Genomic DNA, 19,217 nt, shown 5'->3' with positions numbered 1-19,217 from the left:
CTCAGGCCCCTTTACGTTGAATGGCAAAACTATGGGCATAACCTTCCGGATCGCTGCCGTTCCACACGGTTCCATCCATCAGTGTGCTGGTGCGTAACAGGCTGGTCGGCACGACTATCCCTCCCACCGCCTGCGCGGCGTCTTTCCAGATATCAATACGATTGATGCGCCGGGCGACGGCCTGATAATCCGGCTGCGTTTTCAGTAGCCCCCAACGACGGAACTGGGTTAAGAACCACATGCCATCGGAGAGCCATGGGAAAGTCACCTCTCCGTCTGCGTAGAAACGCATCGGATGCGCATCCTGCCAGCGACGCCCCATACCGTTGTCGTACTCCCCCAGCATGCGCCCGGTGAGATACTGTTCTTTGGTGTTCAGCCAGCCCCGACGAGAAAGGATGTGCGCGGTTTCGCGTTTGTTTTGCTCTGAGGCCTCAATCCAGCGGGCGGCATCTATCAGCGCCGCCACCAGCGCCCGGCTGGTATTCGGGTTTTGCTCGGCCCATTCACGCCGGGTGCCCAGTACCTTTTCCGGGTGTTCCGGCCAGATCTCCTGCGTGGTGGTCGCAGTGAATCCGATTCGATCGTTGATGGCGCGAGCATTCCACGGTTCACCCACGCAGAAACCCACCATGTTGCCGATGCGCATGTTCATCACCATTTGCGGCGGCGGCACCACGACGGTGCGCACGTCATCAAACGGGTTGATACCGCCACTTGCCAGCCAGTAGTAGAGCCACATGGCGTGGGTACCCGTCGGGAAGGTATGAGCGAAGGTGTAAGTACCCGGCGCGCGCTGGCTAATCATCTTTTTCAACGCCGGAAGATCGGTGACGCCCTTCTCCTGTAAGTCGGCGGAGAGAGTAATCGCCTGCCCGTTGCGGTTGAGGGTCATCAGGTTTGCCATCGCCTGAGGTTTGCTGGCGATACCCAGTTCCAGCCCATACAGCAGCCCATACAGGATGTGTGCAGCATCCAGTTCACCATTGACCAGCTTGTCACGCACTGCCGCCCAACTCGCCTCTTTGCTCGGTACGAGGGTAATGCCGTACTTTTTGTCAAAACCTTTCAGTGACGCAATAGCCAGCGGCGCACAGTCGGTAAGCGGAATAAAACCCACTTTGACCGTCTCCCGTTCTGGTTTATCCGAGCCTGCCGCCCAGGCGGAATGCATCAGTCCTGGCAACAGCAGTGTGCTCCCAAGCGCTGCCCCTGCCTGGATAAACCGCCGTCGTGATAGTGAAAATGCGTCGCTCATAGCTGCCCCCACATGCAAAAAAAAAGCGCCCGGCAGTGCAAACGCACTGCTGGACGCCGTTATCCTTTGGTTTAGGGCCGCCGTTGGCCCGCTACCGATTATTTACAGGTGATAATGCAATTCGGATGCCAGGCCGTAAAAATGAGTCAATTCAGTGATAAATGCCGGGGCAGCGCTATCGTATGCACTGCAAACAGGCAATCACTGCCCGCCTGGTGTGCAACTACGTCTTTGCAGCGCCCTGCCACAGGGCGCTGACCGTTAGCAGTGCGCGCGCCACTTCTATCATGCGCTGATTCTTATCCATCGCCATCCTGCGCAGGCAGTGCCATGCCTGTTCCTCATTCATATTCTGATGCGCCATCAGCACACTTTTCGCTTTATCAATGACCTTGCGCTCCTCAAGCATCTCTTTGAGCGAAGCCAGTTGACCGGTAAGTTGCTCGAGTTCACGCGCCTGCTGACGCACCAGGGGCAGTAACTGCCTGTCGAGGGTGAACAGCAGATTATCGCTGGCGGGATCGTCAAGCGTCGCAGCCTGGAGAGCTTGCGCGTCATCATCACGCAGCAGCAGCACCACTTCGGCCATCAGTTCACTGATGAGTGCCTCTTCAAGGCTGCGTAATTGTTCCAGTCGATGAGTTTGCAGGCCAAACCAGCGTAAGGCGGCTTCTCCTGCATCGGGGGCGGGTTGACGCGTGCAGGCAATCCGCCGGAGCTGTTCTATCTCAAGCCCCGCCAGCCCATGTTCACAGAAGAGCGTTTTTAATGTCGCGCTGGTAAGAGTCAGAAAACCATCGAAACAGGGCTGCTGACCGTCGATTCTGTCGACCAGTTGCTGGCGAAGATCGTCGCTAAAACTGCCCTGCGTGAAGCCCAGCGCCCCCAGCGCCCGCTCCTGTCCCACCAGTTCCTTCCCCTGCATAAAGCTGTAAAGCGCAACCAGTCGCCCGGCAAGAGCGGGATTATCAATCGCGTCATTAAGCTGGGGAATAATGTTCAACAGATGGCGGATCACCCGGCTATAGCGGGACGTCGCGGTACTGGCATCGACACTGTGGGCGCTGAGAGCACGGCGTAAATCAGGCAACTGCTCCAGCGACCATACCGCGCTTGCTATACGCTGGCAGAGCCCCGGCGCCGCAGACATCGCGTCAGGATTAAGCATCTGCATAAAGCCCCGCGCCTGTTCATCCACCAGCGCAGCACTGGCCCGCCGTTCCGGCTCATATAATCGCCCCTCCGAACACAACCAGATGTTGGATGCGCCACGCTCGCACTGTAACATATGCACCAGATGGCTTAGCTGGCTTACCAGTCGGCCCTGCTGCGCCAGTTGTTGAAGCTGCTCTTTCTGAACCTGGCGCGCATAACGAAACCATTCGATTGCGCCGGGTGCTGTGTCAGCACGATTCATCATGCTCCCTCCCGGTAACGTCTCTTTTATTAACAGAAGCAATAAACGTGCCTTTTTGAAGGAGTAGAGATGCAACATATTGTGATTGTCGCGAGCGGTGCTGCCTACGGCAGTGAATCCCTGTTTAATAGCCTGCGTCTCGCCATCGCGTTGCGAGAACAGCAGGACTCGCCCGACCTGAAACTTTTTTTGATGTCTGACGCCGTCACTGCCGGGTTACGCGGGCAGAAACCCGCGGAAGGCTACAATATTCAGCAGATGCTGGAGATCCTCACAGCACAAAATGTCCCGGTAAAACTGTGCAAAACCTGCACCGATGGCCGTGGCATCACTCCCCTACCGCTGATTGACGGCGTGGAAATTGGTACCCTGGTTGAGCTGGCGCAATGGACGCTGGCCGCAGATAAAGTTCTGACCTTTTAATCCACTCAAAAAGCAGGGTTAACTCTGTACGACGAATTTATCCGCATTAAATGTTCTGCTAAGGCGCGTGGCGAGGCGATCGCGCGCCTGGCTGAATGGTTTCAGGAACAATCTCACATTTGTTGAAGCGTTATCAAATTTGTTGATCGAAATCATCATCTTCATCCTCCCTATTTGGTGTTATCAATGAGTGATTTGTGAGCAATATCACATACAGGATATCCGTCGCAGGGAGTGCATTAACAGCGTGTTGGGGGAGTGGTGATGGCGATGGTGAAAGCGAGTTTGACGTTATTTGGTGGGGATACAGTTGTGGTGCGCTGCTCGGAGCGTTGCCATATTCATTTGATGAACGCTCAAAATAAGCACCGTGATATTCTGAGCGTACAGGATAAAGACAGCGCCTGGTTAACCGTGCCGTATAGTGGAACCTGGGATGTGCTGATCGACAGTCACAGCCAGTCGCTGGAGCACTCAATCAGCTACGTAGCCGCCTGAATAAGCGCCCGAAAGCCCCGGCTTTCGGGTTTTTTATGCCAGCCCCGGCTGCGGGCTAACCCCCAGCAGGCCACGCACTTTCTTAATCAATTCATCCAGGCCTTCATCAGGCATACCTAACTTCTGCAACTCTTCATCCAGCGAGAAGAGATACTGCGCATTGGTACCCAATGGGCCACTGGCAGCGGCAATCAACGGTGCAATAACCTGCACGCTGGTATCGGCTTCATACTGCGGATGGCGAGGATCCATAATAAAGACCAGCGCATTGACCATACGGCCATCATCGAGTTCGAGCTTGCACCAGGTCGGCAGATAGCAACCGGTGATCATTTCACGCTTCCACAGCAGGGACAGTTCTTCTTCCACCGTGTCGTTCGGCAGTTGATAGGCAATACCTGTAGTACGCCCGCCCTCTTTGAGGGCCAGCATGCGCCCCGGCTGACAGGCTGTACCGCGCCCTGCCGTCAGACGCAAACAGAACGCGCGATGCCAGCCAACCAGCGTACCGGTACAGGAGTCAGTAAACTCCAGTGCGGGGTTCCACATCAGTGAACCATAGCCGAAAATCCACACGGGGCCATCATCGGGCCTGCAGGCCATCGTTGCAGCCAGCGACGCCGCACGTTGCTCGGGCGACCAGAGCAGCGATTCCTCAATAGCGCCAAACGCCGTTGTACAATCCGCCTTCATTAAGAAATCACGTGTAATCACTCTACTTCCTCCGCCACTGCTCTACTTCCCTGCGTGTTATTCATACCTCTGGTTTTAGCCAATAGCGAACCAGGCAAATTCTCATTTGCATTTGCCCTTCCATGAGTTTTTATTGCTCAATAATTATCCAGCTTTATCTGGCAATATGCAATCAAGGTTCAGCCATCAAGAATATTAAATCGCATTTGCGGACTATAGGATTATCGTGCGATCAGCCTATTTCTTTTTATGCCATTTATCATCATCTCCTTTCTCATAATCATGCTTAACTGCCGCCCAGGCGACGCGGTGCGCAGTCTCCTCGCGGCTGGCATCATCACGACGCTCGGATTTGTCTTTATATTGTTCCCATGCGCTGTTAAAGGCTTCTTTGTAGATATCCTGGGCATGGGCTGGAAGAACGTGTTGTACACTGTCGGGTAGATCACTTTTGCTTTTATACGGCATAGAGCCTCCTGTTAATGAGTACACTATAAGTATGGCTCATCACGGAAGCACCTGATTTAAAACTCAGATTATTACTCACAACTAAGATATAACATCATGTAAAACATCACAAAATAATACATAACAGTCAATTTCAGGAACTCTAAGCAGAAGATGCATAGCAGGGTAAATTTTAGTAAAAGAACGTTAAATATAAGACGCTATCTGTTAATTTATCGACTTATGCTGCAACGATTAGAAATATACTAAGTATATAATTATAAACACCTGCATTAACGGAGATGGACATGACGCATGAACAAGAGGCGGTAAAGACCCGCCATAAGGAGACTTCTCTCATTTTCCCGGTTATTGCGCTGGCAATATTGTTCTTCTGGGGAAGTAGTCAATCATTGCCAGTCGTCGTTGGGATTAATATCCTGGCGTTAGTCGGTATTCTCAGCAGCGCATTCAGCGTTGTACGTCACGCGGATGTGTTGGCGCACCGTCTCGGTGAACCCTACGGTTCTCTGATCTTAAGCCTTTCGGTGGTTATTCTTGAAGTGAGCCTGATTTCCGCCCTGATGGCGACAGGCGATGCCGCACCAACCCTGATGCGTGACACGCTCTACTCAATCATCATGATTGTCACTGGCGGTCTGGTTGGTTTTTCACTGCTGCTGGGCGGACGTAAATTTGCAACCCAGTACGTGAATCTGTTCGGGATTAAACAGTACCTGATTGCCCTTTTCCCGCTGGCGATTATCGTTCTCGTCTTCCCAATGGCACTGCCGGGCGCAAACTTCACCATTGGGCAATCACTGCTGGTGGCGCTAATTTCAGCCGCCATGTACGGCGTATTTCTGCTGATCCAAACTAAAACACACCAGAGTCTGTTTGTTTATGAGCATGAGGACGATGGCGACGATGACGACCCGCATCACGGTAAACCGTCCGCCCATAGCAATCTCTGGCATGCTTCGTGGCTTATTGTCCACCTGGTTGCGGTTATCGCAGTCACCAAAATGAACGCTAACCCGCTGGAAACACTGCTGACCAGCCTGAATGTGCCGGTCGCTTTCACCGGTTTCCTGGTTGCACTGTTGATCCTTTCACCTGAAGGGTTAGGTGCACTGAAAGCGGTGCTGAACAATCAGGTGCAGCGCGCGATGAACCTCTTCTTCGGGTCGGTGCTGGCAACGATTTCTCTTACCGTACCGGTGGTCACGTTAATCGCCTTCATGACCGGCAACGATCTGGTATTCGGTCTTGGCGCGCCGGAGATGATTGTGATGGTCTCATCGCTGGTACTGTGTCAAATCTCGTTCTCTACCGGACGCACCAATGTGCTCAACGGCGCGGCACACCTGGCGTTGTTCGCAGCGTATCTGATGACAATCTTTGCCTGATGGGAAATGCCACAATTGCGAGCCTGCGTGAGAAGCGGTGTAAACAGATGCAAATGGTGATAAAAAGCCGGAAATCACGCCGCATTGTGGCAATTCTCAGAGTGAAGCGAGTAAGAAAGGACACGTAGAATCCATATCAAGCCGGATTTATCCGGTGAGGCGCAATGTTGCGGGGGCTTGATCCCCGGCGGCGTTGGTTGCTGGAAAGAGAAAACCCCCGCACGTTGAAAGGCGTAAACCTGACAACATTACGGGGGCTAATCTTGATCCTCAACAGTTCAAGGATAGCCGCGAAACGTTGTCATGACAATAGGCGGCTATATGACGCTCGTGCAGTTTAGCGTGATGTTCTGGCACGACCTGGCAGCCCCAATCCTTGCGGGAATTATCACCGCAGCGATTGTCGGCTGGTGGCGTAACAGGAAGTAACGTGAAAGCGGGCGTCTGGCTGTCGTGATGACAACATGCGCTCGAAACGGGCCGCAGGGGTAATAGCCTGCGGCCTTTTTTGTGTCCATGCATTAGCGTGGCATCATTGCCAAAAGCTTGCTTTACGCGGTAGTTTTACCGAATAACCGTTGTCAAAAATACCAATAAGATCATCATCTTCTGTAATCCTGCCATGAAATTCGCCCAGGGACGCCATCTCACCTGGAAGGTGGAAGGTGAAATGGCCAGTGGCGCTATCAATCTTTACAGGCGAGACAACCGGTTTCGTTACACTGCCTTCTGCGTGCTGATATACCACCCAGTATTTTCCCCCTTCCGCAAGAGTGAACATCATTTCATCACCCAGAATATCAAACGTTTCAGGGTGAACCTTGAGGCTTGAATACACACCCGGCAATTTTCCCTGCTCTGCAATATGCCACGCCATACATTGGACCAAACGTTCAGGGATACCCGGAGCATTTTGTTTGAACTGCGTAGTAAGTTCAGCGCCCTCAAATATCGTTGCCGCCCCACTCCATTCCATCACGTAGTGTGAAGTCAGGATATCACCAGTGAAAAATAGATACGTTTCATCAGAGTTATGCGTATCAATGTAGATAACTGACCATCCTTTCATCTTGAATACATTGATAATATCTATTTTTGTTGCATTGACCTGTGGGCCGATATTTGCCTTTAGTGCCACGTTCTGCTCTGCCGTCAGCCCTAAATCTCGCTCCACGCCGTCACACGGAGTTCCCGCAAAGGCTCTGCTCAATAGTAATGGCAGCCATACCAGAATTAACCATTTGCTCATTTTTTATTGTCCTAAAAGGCACTATCCCCGCGGATGATGCTCACCCGATCAATGAAATGCCCGTCCTTATCGAATCCTTCCGTTTCCGCGCGGCATATTTCCGCGGCCAAACCGCTCCAGGCGGATGTAGCCGTAGTGTCATTAATGACATCGACGTTCAACGTGAAACGATATTGATCGTAAAAGGTTTCAATCGTACTGCCTGGAACAAAATCGACAATATCCAGCACCACTTTCATTCCACGAACATGAAATTCACGATGATGCCCGTACCAGCGATGATCGCGACAGCCGCCAATGACGTCAGAGGCATAAAAACGGGCACGAGTGACAGTACTGCCCCAATGGTCAGTTGGCTGAAGAATATCGGTATCATCGGTTAAATCGCGAAATTTACATTGAAACATGCCAGAAAACGCCCCCCAGCCCCCCTGATAGACATCGGCCTGTTTTAGATGCATGCATCCCAACACATAACGTTTTTCTCCCGTTGCTAACAAAATCGGTTGCTCAAGAAGAAGGCTGTCGGCGGTTTGCGGAAAACGTTGATGCACTTCCTGGATAGTGGGCCACGCAGCCATTGCAGCCTCGGGAAGCATCAGATATAAACAGATCGCGTTGACTGATTTCATCGTTCTCACCAGTCTTCATCATTACAAACAATGCCTTCGCCTATACCCGCGATAATGTCTGTTTTTTTTAAACGGATATTCTTTTCACTTCGGCAGATAAAATCCACATTATCACTGGATTTTAAACCATACTTTCTGCCATTGAACTCAGCTAAACATTTCTGTCGTAACGCCGCCGGATCCATCTGCTCAAGATAGGGAAGAATCGCGTTTCCTTTACTCAACAGGTAACAGGTATACGATTCCCCCTGCCCGGCATCCATCCCCCGCTGCCAACGAACAAGCTCAGTCAGAAATTGTAATGATTGAGGATCATTACCCTCACCAATAACATCCAGCCCTAATTCCGGCTCCGCGCCTGTTCCCTGCACAATCGCATGCTCAGCAAATTCCAGCGTTCTCTGTTGATGACCCGATATTTCAGCCTGAGCAAACAGAGACACCAGCAAAATACCGGCCACCAGAAATCCGCTCCTGTTCATCATTTTCCCTCCCTGAAAACGCAAAGTGTATCGCTGCCTGTAGAACCTGCATGTACAAAAAAAGCCTTAGCCCAAAAAGGTATGGCGTGAGAAAAAAGTAATGACTGACTGGCATTCGAGGGGTACCCGTCAGAATTGCGAGCAGGTATGGAAGATTTGGCGAAAGGAATGCAAAAGAGAATGAAACATCAGAAAGCATCTCGCATCGTGCGCATTCTGAGAATGAAGTAAGCAAGGCCGAAGACGTAGAATCCGCACCAAGCCGGAGTCTTCCGGTGAGGCGCAATGTTGCGGGGGCTTGATCCCCGGCGGCGTTGGTTGCTGGAAAGAGAAAACCCCCGCACGTTGAAAGGCATAAACCTGACGACATAACGGGGGCTAATCTTGAACCAGAACAATTCAAGGATAGCCGCGAAACGTTGTCATGACAATAGGCGGCTATATGACGTTCGCGCAGTTTAGCGTGATGTTCTGGCATGACCTGGCAGCCCCAATCCTTGCGGGAATTATCACCGCAGCGATTGTCGGCTGGTGGCGTAACAGGAAGTAACGTGAAGGCGGGCGTCTGGCTGTCGTGATGACAACATGCGCTCGAAACGGGCCGCAGGGGTAATAGCCTGCGGCCTTTTTTGTTAGGGCCAGAGACAAAAAAGCCTTACCGCACAACGGTAAGGCTTCGATAAAAAATGCACTACGGCGTGATTACTTGCTGGTATCGAGCTCGTCGAAGCCTTTCACCAGGTCGTCGATCGCTTTCATCTGCTTCAGGAACGGTTCCAGTTTATCCAGCGGCAGCGCGGACGGGCCGTCGCAGCGAGCATGATCCGGATCCGGATGCGCCTCGATAAACAGGCCGGCAATGCCAACCGCCATACCCGCGCGCGCCAGTTCCGCAACCTGCGCGCGGCGACCGCCAGAGGCTGCGCCAAACGGGTCGCGGCACTGCAGCGCATGGGTAACGTCAAAGATAACCGGAGAGTTATTGGACGCTTTTTTCATCACCCCAAAGCCCAGCATGTCGACGACCAGGTTGTCGTAACCGAAGTTCGCGCCGCGATCGCAGAGGATCACTTTGTCATTACCGCCTTCGATGAACTTATCGACGATGTTCCCCATCTGACCAGGGCTTACGAACTGCGGTTTTTTGACGTTGATGACCGCGCCCGTTTTCGCCATAGCTTCTACCAGATCAGTTTGACGAGCAAGGAACGCTGGCAACTGGATAACGTCAACCACGTCGGCAACCGGCTGAGCCTGGCTTGCTTCGTGAACATCGGTGATGATTTTTACGCCGAAAGTTTGCTTCAGTTCCTGGAAAATTTTCATCCCCTCTTCCAGGCCCGGGCCACGGTAAGAGTGAATAGAAGAACGGTTAGCCTTATCAAACGATGCTTTGAATACGTAAGGGATACCCAGTTTCTGGGTAACGGTAACGTAGTGTTCACAGATACGCATCGCCAGGTCACGCGACTCCAGCACGTTCATGCCGCCAAACAGTACGAACGGCAGGTCGTTTGCTACGTTGATATCACCAATACTGACCACTTTCTGTTTCATAAGATCGCCTTATTAGGGTAAATACTCCAGTTATCTCGGGATGCGTCCAGGCTGTCCTGCCAATAATGACGTCACGTAATTGTTCGCGAGTATAACCGGAATCCCCGGATTTTAGTGAAGGGTAATTTGTTTCTGCGAGATAGTATTAATCTGCGCACGAATCATCTCGCTAATCGGATCTTCCGGACATTGTTCGACAAAATAACTCAGGTCATTCAATGCAATATGCTCACATTCAAGCTGGGCGTAGATAAGCCCGCGGTCGCGAATTTCGTAAGGATCTTCCGGATTGAACTGCAACAATGCTTCACTGGTACGCAGCGCCAGTTCCATTTGGCGTTCTTCCATCAGCGCTGACTTCAGCGTATCGAGCAGTTTGCGGATCACTTCCGCATTGTCAGCTTCGTCGAGATCTTCATTAAAGAGCTCCGCCATAGGGCTTATGTTGCCTTTCAGCCATACCTCAAGGGTATGTTCATCCAGCGTATCACCGTTAAACGGGTTGATTAGCCACAGCTCTTCGCTGTCAACATCCGCCCGCAGAAGAAGCTGTGTCGGGAATATCACCGGGACAACGGGAATGTCCAGACGCCCGGCAAGCCAGAGCATGATCGCCCCAAGCGAAACCGCGCTGCCCTGACGATTTTTCAACACCTGATCCAGCCACAGGGCATCAGAGAGGCGATAGACACCCTTTGAGTCGCTAAAGTGCCATTCGTGATAAAACAGTTCGATCAGACGTTCCATCTGCCGGGTCAACGTCCAGGAGGGGCTGATCTCCTCCTGCGCCAGCGCCAGCAGGCACTCCAGTTGCTCATTCACGCGCTGTGTCGGGAAATCATCACGGATCAACTCTGACACCAGCACCATACCTTCGCACAACGGTGCTTTATTAAATTCAAAATCAGCCAATGACTTCATACCTTACCCCAACAACGGAACTTTAGTGATGGCGAGTTTAACGATGATGCACAACACCACCAGCCCCAGTAGAAAGGCAATAAAGCCTCGCTGCTGACTGCGCGGACAATGACGTCCGAGCGCAACAAAACCCAAAACGATGTAGATGATAACGCCAAACAGTTTCTCCGTCAGCCACGTAGCTTGTGGGGAAAAGGGATAAACATGCGCCATCACCATTAGTGAGATACCGCTAAGCAGCAGCACGCTATCAATTGTGTGCGGTAATACACGCACCCAACGTAATTTCAGACGTGAATCATTATTCCACGTCCACCAGTAGCGAAATGCAAACAACGAGACCGAGGCGATCGCACTGATAATGTGTATCGGTAGAATAACGCTGAACAGGCTCATTACGCCGCCCCCGGCCATACGGCGAGCGTCAGGCGGTCATTATTGCCATAATCTTTGCAGGTTTGCGCCTGAAGGTATCCCGCGTCGGTAAAGAGACGGCGTACCGCTTCCCCTTGCGTCCAGCCGTGTTCCAGCAACATTAAACCATTAGGAAGCAGAGCGTTGCGCCCCTCATGAATAATATGCGCAAGGTCGGCAAGCCCGCCATCATCAGCGACCAGCGCGCTTTTCGGCTCAAAACGGACATCGCCCTGATGCAGATGCGGATCCTGCCCATCAATATAGGGAGGATTACTGACGATCATTGCGAACTGTAGCCCGGCCAGTGCACTAAACCAGTTGCTCTGTAGAATATTGACATTGGAAATGCCCAGCGTTTGCGCATTCTGCTGCGCCAGAGCCACGGCATCCGCGATAAAATCGACGGCGGTAACACGGCAATCCGGTCTTTCGCTGGCGATCGCAAGCGCGATAGCACCGGTGCCGGTGCCTAAATCAAGGATATCGCAGGGTTGTTCAGGCAAACGTCCTAACGCCTGTTCTACCAGACATTCGGTGTCCGGTCGGGGAATCAAGGTGACGGGAGAAACGGCCAGCGGCAACGACCAAAATTCGCGCATCCCCACCAGATGAGCCACCGGCTCACCGCGCTCGCGGCGAGCCAATAGACCATCCAGCGGCGCAAGCTCATCCTGCGTTAACACGGTTTCATCAAACGCCAGAATAAACGTGCGCGTTCTACCGGTAATATGCCCGAGCAGGATCTCCGCATCACGGCGCGGGCTTTCACTCCCCCGCAGCCGTGTCACTGCCTGCTTCAGCCATTGTTGATAGGTCATCATTCCTGTTCGGACAACGCCGCCAGTTGGTCTGCCTGGTATTCCTGGACAATTGGCTCAATGAGCATATCCAGCTTCCCTTCCATCACTTCATCCAGACGATAGAGCGTCAGGTTGATACGGTGGTCGGTCACGCGCCCTTGCGGGAAGTTATAGGTGCGGTTACGGTCACTGCGATCCCCGCTGCCGAGCAGGTTACGGCGTGTTGACGCTTCCGCCTGCTGACGTTTAGCGATTTCAGCAGCACGAATGCGCGAGCCGAGAGCAGAGAGCGCTTTGGCTTTGTTTTTGTGCTGCGAGCGTTCGTCCTGGCACTCCACCACAATACCGGTTGGCAGGTGAGTAATACGTATCGCGGAGTCGGTGGTGTTAACGTGCTGACCGCCCGCCCCGGAAGAGCGGAAAGTATCGATGCGCAGCTCTGATGGGTTGATATCAGGTAATTCAGCTTCCGGCAGTTCTGGCATCACGGCGACGGTGCAGGCTGACGTGTGGATACGCCCCTGTGATTCTGTCGCCGGAACACGCTGTACGCGATGACCGCCAGACTCAAATTTCAGGCGGCCATAAACACCCTCGCCGCTGATTTTCGCGATCACTTCTTTAAACCCACCATGTTCACCTTCGTTGGCGCTCATGATTTCCACACGCCAGCGGCGCGCTTCGGCATAACGGCTGTACATCCGGAAGAGATCGCCCGCAAACAGCGCCGCTTCGTCGCCGCCGGTGCCAGCTCGCACTTCAAGATAAGCGTTACGCTCATCATCCGGATCGCGCGGCAGCAGCAGCACCTGAAGACGTTGCTCCAGATCTTCGCCACGGGCTTTGGCTTCCTGCAGTTCTTCCTGCGCCATTTCGCGCATTTCAGGATCGTCCAGCATCATCTGGGCCGTTTCGATGTCGTCCTGAACCTGACGCCAGTCAGTGTAACAACGGGCAACGTCGCTTAGCTGCGCATACTCGCGTGAGAGTGCCCGGAAGCGCTCCTGGTCGGCGATAGTCTGCGCATCGCCCAGCAGCGCCTGCACTTCTTCATGGCGCTCATACAGAGCTTCCAGTTTGGCAACAATAGAAGGCTTCATTGGCGTAAATGCACCTTGTAATAAATAGAGTTGTGCTACTCCAGCCCGAGGCTGTTGCGCAGAATATGCAGGCGTTCGTCATCCCCGTCACGGGCGGCCTGCTGAAGAGATTTGGTTGGAGCGTGGATCAGGCGGTTAGTCAGCTTACGCGACAGGTCTTGTAAAATAGCCTGGGCGTCTCCGCCCTGTTCCAGCGCGGCAAGCGCTTTGGCGGTGAGTTCTTCACGCGCCATTTCGGCCTGAGAACGGTAGTCGCGAATGACATCGCTGGCGCTCTGGGCGCGCAGCCAGGCCATAAATTCGCTGGTTTCCTGCTCGACGATGGTTTCAGCCTGCACCGCAGCGGCTTTACGCTGGGCGAGGTTGTGCTGGATGATGTTTTGCAGATCATCCACGCTGTAGAGATAGGCGTTCGCCAGTTTGCCCACTTCAGGCTCGACGTCACGCGGTACGGCGATATCCACCAGCAGCATCGGCTGGTTACGACGTGCTTTCAGCGCCCGTTCAACCATCCCCTTACCGATAATCGGCAACGGGCTGGCGGTAGAACTGATGATGATATCCGCCTCTTTCAGGCGCTCATCCACATCGCTTAAAGCAATCACTTCCGCACCCACCTCTTGCGCCAGCACCTGCGCACGTTCGCGGGTACGGTTAGCAATCAGCATTTTCTTGACGTGATGTTCACGCAGATGGCGCGCCACGAGTTCAATGGTTTCGCCTGCGCCGACCAGCAGCACGGTAACGGTAGAAAGTGATTCAAAAATTTGTCGCGCCAGCGTACAGGCCGCAAACGCCACAGACACCGCGCTGGCACCGATATCGGTTTCGGTGCGCACACGTTTGGCGACCGAGAACGATTTCTGGAACATGCGCTCAAGTTCGCTGGCATGCAGATGCCCCTGCGCGGAATCCGCGAAGGCTTTCTTAACCTGCCCGAGAATTTGCGGCTCGCCCAGCACCAGTGAATCGAGGCCGCTGGCCACGCGCATAAGGTGACTGACAGCATCGTTATCCTGATGCCAGTACAGGCTTTCACGCAGCTCGGTTTCGTTCAACTGATGGTAGTCACATAACCAGCGCACGATGGCGTCGTGAAGATTGTCCTGTTCTTCCACACTCAGGTATAGCTCGGTGCGGTTACAGGTCGACAACACCACGCCCCCCTGCACCATTGGCTGAGCCAGCAAGCTCTGCAGCGCCTGGTCAAGCGACTCCGGCGAAAACGAAACGCGTTCTCGCAGCGCTACCGGGGCTGTTTTGTGGTTGATGCCAAGTGCTAAAAGGGTCATGTTGCGGGAGTAGTACCAGCGTTGATAAGGTTAGTCTGAGCGCATCATACAGGATGCGCGAGATCAATAAAAGGGACGCTCCCCTTTTGGGGTACTGACGCCGCTCATCCTCTGTCCAAACTGATAGCCATGATAATTTAATGATTTAAGACAACTTGAGCGTAGACGCTGCTTTGTCACGACGCTAGCATTAAGAGCTATAACTGCTACCTATCGCAAGGATTGTCATAATCATGACCCTGTCTGACTTTCGCCTGATTCGTCTGCTGCCGTTGGCAAGCCTCGTTCTCACCGCCTGTGTCACCACGCCGCCGCAAGGGCCGGGGAAAAGCCCGGACTCGCCACAGTGGCGTGAACATCAGCAGGAAATTCGCAAGCTGAACCAGTATCAAACCCGCGGCGCATTCGCCTATCTCTCTGATGAGCAAAAAGTTTATGCTCGCTTTTTCTGGCAACAAACCGGTCAGGATCGCTACCGTCTGCTGTTAACTAACCCGTTGGGCAGCACAGAATTGTCGCTAACCGCGCAGCCAGGATCCGCGCAACTCGTCGACAATCAGGGCAAAACCTACACCGATGTTGACGGCGAAGAGATGATTGGCAAGCTCACCGGCATGCCGATTCCACTTAATAGCCTGCGCCAGTGGATTTTAGGCCTGCCGGGCGATGCGACCGATTATAAACTCGACGATCAATACCGACTCCGTGAAGTGAACTACACGCAGAACGGTAAAACATGGAAAGTGGTCTACGGCGGCTACAACGACCAAAAACCGGCGCTACCTGCCAATATGGAACTGACCGAAGGGTCTCAGCGTATCAAACTGAAAATGGATAACTGGATAGTCAAATGATGACGCGTTGGCCCTCCCCGGCGAAACTGAATCTGTTTTTGTACATTACCGGACAACGTGCAGACGGTTACCACGAGCTGCAAACACTGTTTCAGTTTCTCGATTACGGCGATACGTTAACCATTGAACCGCGTCAGGACGGTCAGTTACGGCTGCTGACGCCGGTTGAGGGCGTACCCGACGAAGAGAATCTGATCGTTCGCGCGGCACGCCTGCTGATGAAAACAACCGCTGCTACGCATCGCCTGCCAGAAGGCAGCGGCGCCGATATCAGTATCGAAAAACGTCTGCCAATGGGCGGAGGCCTTGGTGGTGGCTCGTCCAACGCCGCGACGGTGTTAGTCGCTCTGAATCATCTTTGGCAGTGCGGTTTGTCGGAAGACGAACTGGCGTCCATCGGCTTAACGCTCGGCGCAGACGTTCCCGTCTTCGTGCGCGGGCGCGCGGCCTTCGCTGAAGGCGTCGGTGAGAAGCTCACCCCTATCGACGTCGCGGAAAAGTGGTATCTGGTGGTGCATCCAGGCGTCAGCATCCCGACGCCGGTCATTTTCAAAGACCCGGAGTTGCCCCGGAATACGCCAAAAAGGTCAATAGAGACGTTATTAAAATGTGAATTTGGCAATGATTGCGAGGTTATCGCAAGAAAACGTTTTCGCGAGGTTGATGATGTGCTTTCCTGGCTGTTAGAATACGCGCCGTCGCGCCTGACTGGCACAGGGGCCTGTGTTTTTGCTGAATTTGACACAGAACTCGCTGCTCGTCAGGTGCTGGAGCAAGCCCCGGAATGGTTTAATGGCTTTGTGGCTAAGGGTGTCAACCTTTCTCCACTCCATCAATCCATGCTTTAGCCGGGCAAGCTGAGTTTCGGTGACAACGTCACCCTGTTCCAGACGTTGCATCGCGCTCTTTAATACACCGCCTGGGAAGAATATAGCCTGGCCCGCACAGTTTTTGGCTGATTCTTTCCACCAATGGACGCATGCCTGAGGTTCTTCTCGTGCCTGATATGAAGCTTTTTGCTGGTAACGCCACCCCGGAACTAGCACAACGTATTGCCAACCGCCTGTACACTTCTCTTGGCGACGCCGCTGTCGGTCGTTTTAGCGATGGTGAAGTCAGCGTACAAATTAACGAAAATGTACGCGGTGGTGATATTTTCATCATCCAGTCCACTTGTGCTCCCACCAACGACAACCTGATGGAATTGGTTGTTATGGTTGATGCTCTGCGTCGTGCTTCCGCAGGCCGTATCACAGCCGTTATCCCTTACTTTGGCTATGCCCGTCAGGATCGCCGCGTGCGTTCCGCGCGTGTACCCATCACGGCAAAAGTTGTCGCTGACTTCCTGTCCAGCGTCGGCGTTGACCGCGTACTGACCGTTGACCTGCATGCTGAACAGATTCAGGGCTTCTTCGACGTACCGGTAGATAACGTATTCGGTAGCCCAATCCTGCTCGAAGATATGCTGCAACTGAATCTGGACAACCCAATTGTGGTTTCCCCGGATATCGGCGGCGTTGTTCGTGCTCGCGCCATCGCTAAACTGCTCAACGATACCGACATGGCTATCATCGACAAACGCCGCCCGCGTGCGAACGTTTCTCAGGTGATGCATATCATCGGTGACGTTGCTGGCCGTGACTGCGTTCTGGTTGACGACATGATCGACACCGGTGGCACACTGTGCAAAGCAGCAGAAGCCCTGAAAGAACGTGGTGCAAAACGCGTATTCGCATACGCAACTCACCCGATCTTCTCCGGCAATGCGGTAAACAACCTGCGCAACTCGGTTATCGACGAAGTGGTCGTCTGCGATACCATCCCGTTATCGGATGAAATCAAAGCACTGCCTAACGTTCGTACACTGACCCTGTCCGGGATGTTGGCCGAAGCGATTCGTCGTATCAGCAATGAAGAATCCATTTCTGCCATGTTCGAGCATTAATCGAATCTGGTTAAAAAACCCGCTACGGCGGGTTTTTTTGTCTATAGTAACCATTTGTATTATTTATGCCTCCTTCACCTGCCATTCACATGACAGATGATGCGCTCACGGATGAAACATTATTGTGAATAAAATATTTTCCTCACAGGTGATGCCTTTCCGCGCTCTCATCGACGCGTGCTGGAAAGAGAAATATACCGTATCCCGCTTTACTCGCGACGTCATCGCCGGCATAACCGTCGGTATTATCGCTATCCCACTGGCAATGGCGCTGGCGATTGGCAGCGGTGTGGCACCCCAGTATGGCCTCTACACGTCAGCAGTGGCAGGGATTGTCATTGCTCTGACTGGCGGCTCGCGATTTAGCGTCTCCGGGCCAACCGCCGCCTTTGTGGTGATCCTCTACCCTGTTTCACAGCAATTCGGGCTTGCCGGGTTGCTGGTCGCGACCCTGATGTCCGGGGTATTTTTAATTCTTTTTGGCCTTGCGCGTTTTGGCCGTTTAATTGAATACATTCCGCTCTCCGTCACGCTGGGTTTTACCTCCGGTATTGGTATCACCATCGGGACGATGCAGATCAAAGATTTCCTCGGCCTGCAACTGACGCACGTGCCGGAACACTATCTGCAAAAAGTCGGGGCGCTGGTCATGGCGCTACCGACCATCAATTTGGGCGATGCTGCGATTGGTATCGTCACGCTCGGCACGCTTATTCTCTGGCCTCGCCTCGGCATTCGCCTGCCGGGTCACCTGCCTGCCCTCATTGCGGGTTGTGTCGTCATGTTTATGGTGAACATGCTGGGCGGGCACGTTGCTACCATCGGCTCGCAGTTCCACTATGTACTGGCGGACGGTTCGCAAGGTAACGGCATCCCGCAACTGCTGCCACAACTGGTACTCCCCTGGGATATGCCAGGCTCGAACTTCACCCTGAGCTGGGCCTCATTGCAGGCTCTGTTGCCTGCTGCTTTTTCGATGGCGATGCTCGGCGCGATTGAATCGCTGCTTTGCGCCGTGGTGCTGGACGGCATGACAGGAACAAAACACAAAGCCAACAGCGAACTGATCGGTCAGGGGCTGGGGAATATCGCCGCACCGTTCTTTGGCGGCATCACCGCTACCGCCGCGATTGCACGATCTGCCGCCAACGTCCGCGCCGGAGCCACCTCGCCGGTGTCTGCGGTTATCCACGCTATTCTGGTTATCATGGCGCTGCTGATCCTCGCCCCGCTGCTCTCCTGGCTTCCGCTGTCGGCGATGGCCGCTCTGCTGCTGATGGTGGCCTGGAATATGAGCGAAGCGCATAAGGTGGTGAACCTGCTACGCCGGGCGCCTAAAGATGACATCATCGTGATGCTTATCTGTATGTCGCTGACCGTGCTGTTCGACATGGTTATCGCCATCAGCGTCGGAATTGTGCTGGCCTCGCTGCTCTTCATGCGACGCATTGCACAAATGACCCGTCTGTCACCGGTCAACGTTGTGGTGCCTGATGATGTGCTGGTACTGCGCGTGATTGGCCCGCTGTTCTTTGCCGCTGCCGAAAATCTGTTTACCGACCTTGAGTCTCGTGTTGCAGGAAAACGGGTGGTGGTGCTGAAGTGGGACGCCGTGCCGGTACTGGATGCCGGAGGGCTGGATGCATTTCAACGCTTTGTGCGCAAATTACCGGAAGGGTGCGAACTGAGGGTATCAAATATGGAGTTTCAGCCGCTGCGCACAATGGCGCGCGCCGGCATTAAACCGATTCCAGGACGTCTGGCTTTCTTCCCGAATAAAGAAGCCGCACTGGCGGATCTCAAATAACAAAATGGCTCCTGTT

At 53.4% G+C, this 19,217-nt stretch carries 22 protein-coding genes; 9 read left to right on the top strand and 13 right to left on the bottom strand.

From position 1 onward, the window contains the following. Nucleotide 1: 1 nt before the first annotated feature. Complete coding sequence (locus tag VSR74_RS01030; RefSeq protein ID WP_347792975.1) at nucleotides 2–1,258, bottom strand: CmpA/NrtA family ABC transporter substrate-binding protein; 1,257 nt, start codon at nucleotides 1,256–1,258, stop codon at nucleotides 2–4. Nucleotides 1,259–1,481: 223 nt separating this feature from the next. Beyond that, nucleotides 1,482–2,678, bottom strand: a complete 1,197-nt coding sequence (gene nasR / locus VSR74_RS01025) for a nitrate regulatory protein NasR (RefSeq protein WP_347792974.1) — start codon at nucleotides 2,676–2,678, stop codon at nucleotides 1,482–1,484. Nucleotides 2,679–2,744: 66 nt separating this feature from the next. Between nasR and VSR74_RS01020 the strand changes: the two genes are divergently transcribed. Both VSR74_RS01020 and VSR74_RS01015 read left to right on the top strand, forming a co-directional pair. Then, nucleotides 2,745–3,098, top strand: a complete 354-nt coding sequence (locus tag VSR74_RS01020) for a DsrE/DsrF/TusD sulfur relay family protein (protein WP_347792973.1) — start codon at nucleotides 2,745–2,747, stop codon at nucleotides 3,096–3,098. A gap of 264 nt (nucleotides 3,099–3,362) precedes the next feature. Next, a complete protein-coding gene (locus VSR74_RS01015) occupies nucleotides 3,363–3,596 on the top strand; it encodes a DUF1883 domain-containing protein (RefSeq protein WP_347792972.1) in 234 nt (77 codons plus the stop codon). Nucleotides 3,597–3,629: 33 nt separating this feature from the next. Here the strand turns inward: VSR74_RS01015 and VSR74_RS01010 are convergent, their stop codons facing one another. Both VSR74_RS01010 and chaB read right to left on the bottom strand, forming a co-directional pair. Next, the gene (locus VSR74_RS01010; protein ID WP_347792971.1) at nucleotides 3,630–4,310 is read right to left on the bottom strand and encodes a gamma-glutamylcyclotransferase; all 681 of its coding nucleotides are present in this window, start codon (nucleotides 4,308–4,310) and stop codon (nucleotides 3,630–3,632) included. Between the two features lie 216 nt (nucleotides 4,311–4,526). Continuing rightward, complete coding sequence (chaB, locus tag VSR74_RS01005; RefSeq protein WP_347792970.1) at nucleotides 4,527–4,757, bottom strand: putative cation transport regulator ChaB; 231 nt, start codon at nucleotides 4,755–4,757, stop codon at nucleotides 4,527–4,529. A 287-nt stretch (nucleotides 4,758–5,044) separates the two neighbouring features. On the opposite strand from chaB, the gene chaA reads away from it, so the two are divergent. Together chaA and VSR74_RS00995 are read left to right on the top strand one after the other, a co-directional pair. Next, nucleotides 5,045–6,145, top strand: coding sequence for a sodium-potassium/proton antiporter ChaA (gene chaA / locus VSR74_RS01000; RefSeq protein WP_347792969.1), 1,101 nt, complete (start codon nucleotides 5,045–5,047; stop codon nucleotides 6,143–6,145). 321 nt (nucleotides 6,146–6,466) lie between these two features. Beyond that, the gene (locus tag VSR74_RS00995) at nucleotides 6,467–6,574 is read left to right on the top strand and encodes a type I toxin-antitoxin system toxin Ldr family protein (RefSeq protein ID WP_041686436.1); all 108 of its coding nucleotides are present in this window, start codon (nucleotides 6,467–6,469) and stop codon (nucleotides 6,572–6,574) included. A gap of 103 nt (nucleotides 6,575–6,677) precedes the next feature. Here VSR74_RS00995 and VSR74_RS00990 read toward each other — a convergent pair whose 3' ends face one another. The 3 genes from VSR74_RS00990 to VSR74_RS00980 are packed head-to-tail and all read right to left on the bottom strand — an operon-like array spanning nucleotide 6,678 to nucleotide 8,511. Next, nucleotides 6,678–7,394: a hypothetical protein gene (locus tag VSR74_RS00990; RefSeq protein WP_347792968.1), complete on the bottom strand. Its 717-nt coding sequence runs from the start codon at nucleotides 7,392–7,394 to the stop codon at nucleotides 6,678–6,680. Between the two features lie 11 nt (nucleotides 7,395–7,405). Next, on the bottom strand, nucleotides 7,406–8,026 hold the full coding sequence (locus VSR74_RS00985) for a hypothetical protein (protein ID WP_347792967.1): 621 nt from the start codon (nucleotides 8,024–8,026) through the stop codon (nucleotides 7,406–7,408). Nucleotides 8,027–8,031: 5 nt separating this feature from the next. After that, entirely contained in the window at nucleotides 8,032–8,511 is a 480-nt protein-coding gene (locus VSR74_RS00980) for an Imm57 family immunity protein (RefSeq protein WP_347792966.1), read from the bottom strand. Between the two features lie 439 nt (nucleotides 8,512–8,950). On the opposite strand from VSR74_RS00980, the gene VSR74_RS00975 reads away from it, so the two are divergent. Then, nucleotides 8,951–9,058, top strand: a complete 108-nt coding sequence (locus VSR74_RS00975) for a type I toxin-antitoxin system toxin Ldr family protein (protein ID WP_347792965.1) — start codon at nucleotides 8,951–8,953, stop codon at nucleotides 9,056–9,058. A gap of 152 nt (nucleotides 9,059–9,210) precedes the next feature. Here the strand turns inward: VSR74_RS00975 and kdsA are convergent, their stop codons facing one another. The 6 genes from kdsA to hemA all read right to left on the bottom strand — a co-directional run bounded on the left by kdsA (nucleotide 9,211) and on the right by hemA (nucleotide 14,595). Next, nucleotides 9,211–10,065 (bottom strand): 3-deoxy-8-phosphooctulonate synthase, encoded by an 855-nt coding sequence (kdsA, locus tag VSR74_RS00970; RefSeq protein WP_015964131.1) that lies wholly within the window; start codon nucleotides 10,063–10,065, stop codon nucleotides 9,211–9,213. A gap of 111 nt (nucleotides 10,066–10,176) precedes the next feature. Further along, nucleotides 10,177–10,986: an invasion regulator SirB1 gene (sirB1, locus tag VSR74_RS00965; protein ID WP_347792964.1), complete on the bottom strand. Its 810-nt coding sequence runs from the start codon at nucleotides 10,984–10,986 to the stop codon at nucleotides 10,177–10,179. Nucleotides 10,987–10,989: 3 nt separating this feature from the next. Further along, nucleotides 10,990–11,382, bottom strand: a complete 393-nt coding sequence (locus VSR74_RS00960) for a SirB2 family protein (protein WP_347792963.1) — start codon at nucleotides 11,380–11,382, stop codon at nucleotides 10,990–10,992. Further along, the gene (gene prmC / locus VSR74_RS00955; RefSeq protein WP_347792962.1) at nucleotides 11,382–12,221 is read right to left on the bottom strand and encodes a peptide chain release factor N(5)-glutamine methyltransferase; all 840 of its coding nucleotides are present in this window, start codon (nucleotides 12,219–12,221) and stop codon (nucleotides 11,382–11,384) included. Before prmC ends, VSR74_RS00960 begins: the two co-directional genes overlap by 1 nt. After that, nucleotides 12,221–13,303 (bottom strand): peptide chain release factor 1, encoded by a 1,083-nt coding sequence (gene prfA / locus VSR74_RS00950; RefSeq protein ID WP_347792961.1) that lies wholly within the window; start codon nucleotides 13,301–13,303, stop codon nucleotides 12,221–12,223. The genes prmC and prfA overlap by 1 nt, the downstream gene beginning before the upstream one ends. Before the next feature lie 35 nt (nucleotides 13,304–13,338). Next, nucleotides 13,339–14,595, bottom strand: a complete 1,257-nt coding sequence (gene hemA / locus VSR74_RS00945) for a glutamyl-tRNA reductase (protein ID WP_347792960.1) — start codon at nucleotides 14,593–14,595, stop codon at nucleotides 13,339–13,341. A gap of 233 nt (nucleotides 14,596–14,828) precedes the next feature. On the opposite strand from hemA, the gene lolB reads away from it, so the two are divergent. The 4 genes from lolB to dauA all read left to right on the top strand — a co-directional run bounded on the left by lolB (nucleotide 14,829) and on the right by dauA (nucleotide 19,201). After that, the gene (gene lolB / locus VSR74_RS00940; RefSeq protein WP_347792959.1) at nucleotides 14,829–15,449 is read left to right on the top strand and encodes a lipoprotein insertase outer membrane protein LolB; all 621 of its coding nucleotides are present in this window, start codon (nucleotides 14,829–14,831) and stop codon (nucleotides 15,447–15,449) included. Next, the gene (gene ispE, locus VSR74_RS00935) at nucleotides 15,446–16,297 is read left to right on the top strand and encodes a 4-(cytidine 5'-diphospho)-2-C-methyl-D-erythritol kinase (RefSeq protein WP_347792958.1); all 852 of its coding nucleotides are present in this window, start codon (nucleotides 15,446–15,448) and stop codon (nucleotides 16,295–16,297) included. Before lolB ends, ispE begins: the two co-directional genes overlap by 4 nt. Nucleotides 16,298–16,446: 149 nt before the next feature. Next, a complete protein-coding gene (gene prs / locus VSR74_RS00930) occupies nucleotides 16,447–17,394 on the top strand; it encodes a ribose-phosphate diphosphokinase (RefSeq protein ID WP_003856663.1) in 948 nt (315 codons plus the stop codon). A gap of 124 nt (nucleotides 17,395–17,518) precedes the next feature. Beyond that, the gene (dauA, locus tag VSR74_RS00925; RefSeq protein ID WP_347792957.1) at nucleotides 17,519–19,201 is read left to right on the top strand and encodes a C4-dicarboxylic acid transporter DauA; all 1,683 of its coding nucleotides are present in this window, start codon (nucleotides 17,519–17,521) and stop codon (nucleotides 19,199–19,201) included. Nucleotides 19,202–19,217 lie beyond the last annotated feature (16 nt).

The organism is Pseudocitrobacter cyperus (genome assembly GCF_039889165.1).
Taxonomy (GTDB): domain Bacteria; phylum Pseudomonadota; class Gammaproteobacteria; order Enterobacterales; family Enterobacteriaceae; genus Pseudocitrobacter; species Pseudocitrobacter cyperus.
Note: the sequence above shows the minus strand (reverse complement) of the source record. Positions and strands in the feature narration are given on the sequence as shown.